This is a genomic window from Calditerricola satsumensis, from assembly GCF_014646935.1.
GTDB classification, from domain to species: Bacteria; Bacillota; Bacilli; order Calditerricolales; family Calditerricolaceae; genus Calditerricola; species Calditerricola satsumensis.
Genome location: NZ_BMOF01000091.1, coordinates 1 through 2,664 on the forward strand (window position 1 = coordinate 1; position 2,664 = coordinate 2,664).

General features: G+C 49.6%; 5 protein-coding genes. 4 read left to right on the top strand and 1 reads right to left on the bottom strand.

All coding sequences use genetic code 11. The features are described 5' to 3' along the window. Nucleotides 1–249: 249 nt before the first annotated feature. A complete protein-coding gene (locus IEX61_RS12110) occupies nucleotides 250–870 on the bottom strand; it encodes a hypothetical protein (protein WP_188818235.1) in 621 nt (206 codons plus the stop codon). 184 nt (nucleotides 871–1,054) lie between these two features. Between IEX61_RS12110 and IEX61_RS12115 the strand changes: the two genes are divergently transcribed. From IEX61_RS12115 to IEX61_RS12130, 4 genes are all read left to right on the top strand, one after another. Next, the gene (locus IEX61_RS12115; RefSeq protein ID WP_229725873.1) at nucleotides 1,055–1,207 is read left to right on the top strand and encodes a type II toxin-antitoxin system HicA family toxin; all 153 of its coding nucleotides are present in this window, start codon (nucleotides 1,055–1,057) and stop codon (nucleotides 1,205–1,207) included. 132 nt (nucleotides 1,208–1,339) lie between these two features. Then, nucleotides 1,340–1,663, top strand: coding sequence for a type II toxin-antitoxin system HicB family antitoxin (locus IEX61_RS12120; RefSeq protein WP_373288461.1), 324 nt, complete (start codon nucleotides 1,340–1,342; stop codon nucleotides 1,661–1,663). A 101-nt stretch (nucleotides 1,664–1,764) separates the two neighbouring features. Beyond that, the gene (locus tag IEX61_RS12125) at nucleotides 1,765–1,986 is read left to right on the top strand and encodes a helix-turn-helix transcriptional regulator (protein ID WP_054672790.1); all 222 of its coding nucleotides are present in this window, start codon (nucleotides 1,765–1,767) and stop codon (nucleotides 1,984–1,986) included. A 162-nt stretch (nucleotides 1,987–2,148) separates the two neighbouring features. After that, complete coding sequence (locus IEX61_RS12130; RefSeq protein ID WP_054672788.1) at nucleotides 2,149–2,430, top strand: hypothetical protein; 282 nt, start codon at nucleotides 2,149–2,151, stop codon at nucleotides 2,428–2,430. Nucleotides 2,431–2,664: the final 234 nt, after the last annotated feature.

Genomic DNA, 2,664 nt, shown 5'->3' on the forward strand with positions numbered 1-2,664 from the left:
CCAATATTCAACTTATAATCAACAAATAGGAAATAATTCTGATTTCGCCGAGGGAGTAAACGTGCGAATGGGTGAGCAAAACGAAGAAAATAGCTTTTTGCTTGAGGGAGGTTAAGAAAAACAGGGCGCCATGCCCTTAATTTCTTCTCTTTATTGTTTACAGACGACAAGAAAACTCCCTCGGCTGCATTGGCACCGAGGGAGTTTGTCTGCAGTCTGAAAGAGGGGGCAATCGCCCCCTCTTTTTTGCTACCTAATTGCTGCGCCCAACTCAAAAAGTTTTTTTGTTGCTTCTAAGTACTTTTGGTAATCGCGATTCGCTTTGGCCTGTTCTAAAAGTGTTTTCACTTCGGTGAAGTATTGACGGACGTCAGGGTTGTCTTTGCTTAAATTCAAAATTTGGTTAACTCGTTTAAGTTTCCGATCAAGGTCGATGACAACTTGTTCCCATGCACCATCATCTACTATGTTTTCGGTTTGCCCGAAAAATTCGTCATAGTTAGGCCACCCGATCCCGCCGGGGACTCCTTGGGCGTTAACGCCATCGAATGCGATGTCACTGAGATACCCTCGAACTGCCGACGTCACTTTATCGGGCGGAATCGGAACGTCAACCGGTTTGGCTTCCATCGTACCGTCTAGCCCGATCATGATGCCGTCTTCGTATTCGATGGTACCGTTTTTGACTTTCATTCCTTCTTCTACGGGCGGTGTAGTTTCTAAAGATTCATCCACTTCATTAATTTGGTCTTTGTAATCATCTTTTAGTTTCGCTCCCGCTTCCTCTTCCCAAAAACCGTTGCACCCGCTAACTGTGGCTATGACACTCGTTGCCAAAACAACGGTAAGAATGAGTTTTTGAACCCGCATGAGATTCCTCCCCTTGGATGTTAATTCGATCTACCACGTTTCAACCCTATTATACAGATCCTACCTCTACAAGTAAACCGGAACCAGTCCCGTATTGCCAAGGGTTGACTATTGGTTCCGTATGTGGTACCATATAAGCGAAAGGAGGTGAATCATGGCAGGGGTAGAGAAGCTGATACAAAAAATGAAAGACCGCCCGAACAGCATTCGCTTCGATGAAGTGGTCAAAGTCCTCCGCGCGTTCGGGTACGAGGTGGTCAGGATCAGAGGGTCTCACCACCAATTCCGAAACGCCGCGGGGAACACGTTCACAAGCCCGAAGCGAAACCCTGTTTGAGCGGTGTACGTCAAGCAAGTGCTCCGCCTGATAGGGAGGGCGTAAGTCCTCCCTATCCCCCTACATTTAGTTTACCCCTGCCTCCCCTGAATGGCAAACGTGGAGAAGAAGGACCTTCAATACTATCTTGACTTGCCCTACACCATCATGTTGCAAAAAATCCGCGATGAAAGCGGGGAGTATTACTTCGCCCGTGTGCTGGAGCTCGACGGATGCCAGAGCGACGGGGACACGCCCGAGGAAGCGCTGAAAAACATCCGAGAGGCCATGGAAGGGTATCTGGAAGTTAAGCTGGAGTATGGCGACCCGATTCCTGAGCCGGTCCCGGAAAGCCAAGCTTACAGCGGCCAGTTCCGCATCCGAATTCCCAAGAGCCTGCACCAGCGCTTGGTCATCGAGGCGCAGCGCGAGGGGGTGTCGCTTAACCAATACGTCTTGTATAAGTTGAGCAAGTAAGGGAACCCCGGCATCGGCCGGGGCTTTTCGTCAAAAGCCGTCGTGTTTCGGCAAAGGATTCGACCCGCTGTGTGGGGAAGTACACCCACGAGGTGGGGGGCATGGCGGTTCGGAACCGGCTAAAGGAACTTAGACACGACCACCGGATGAACCAAGTGGAATTCGCAGACTATTTAGGAGTCAACCGCCAATTGTATAACAGATGGGAGAAGCAAGCGGTGCAGCCAAGTTTGGAATGGGTGCTTAAGATTGCCAAGCGTTTAGGCAAGCCGGTTGAGGAGATCGTCTATTTGGAAGAGGAAGACGTGGAGGGTGTTGAATAGCCCTCCATTGTTTTTCGGCTTGTCTGTCGCAGGCGACAAAATTTTATTGTCATGGGTGTCAATTTTTTCGACACGGCTACCATGTGGTAGTCCGGCACATCGAAAAACCACCCGCTGACATCGTATGCCTTCCGCTGGCCGGCGATGAAAGGAGGGAGCGCCGTGGACGAGCGAAAAGTGCGCGCCGTCGCAAGAAAGATCGAAGCCGCTTTGAACGACTTCTGCTTCGCTGAGTGCCAGTTGCGAATTTGCGATGGTTGCCCGGTGGACGCGGCGCTCCAGTACGCGTGCGAGTTGAGCAGCGCGCGGCGATACGAAAGCCATGCAGACATCTGTCGGTACTACCGGGCGGTCGAAAGTCAACCTGGCAGTGCTGAAATGTCAATGCCCCGGCGTGTGTCGGGGGCTTTTTTGTTTGGAGAGAATTATTATCGTATTGTATAAATAATTCAGACTTGATATTAGTTGCTGATTTTTGTACAATATATCTGCGAAAATTTAAGGGGAGGAGTGGTCCACAATGAATTTTAAGACGAAACTTCTTGTCTAATTCGCTTTTACTTTAATCATTTGTTCTCTGTTTTCAATCCATAGTTTTGCCATGGCTGCACCAGACGTGGATCAAGTCCAAATCTCTGTGTAAAATTGCCCCTCGGCTCGAACGGGCTTATCCCAAGA

What these genes read in the sequence shown, in the direction of transcription:
- IEX61_RS12110 (WP_188818235.1), bottom strand. Translation starts at nt 870, where the DNA reads ATGCGGGTTCAAAAACTCATTCTTACCGTTGTTTTGGCAACGAGTGTC.
- IEX61_RS12115 (WP_229725873.1), top strand. Translation starts at nt 1,055, where the DNA reads ATGAAAGACCGCCCGAACAGCATTCGCTTCGATGAAGTGGTCAAAGTC.
- IEX61_RS12125 (WP_054672790.1), top strand. Translation starts at nt 1,765, where the DNA reads ATGGCGGTTCGGAACCGGCTAAAGGAACTTAGACACGACCACCGGATG.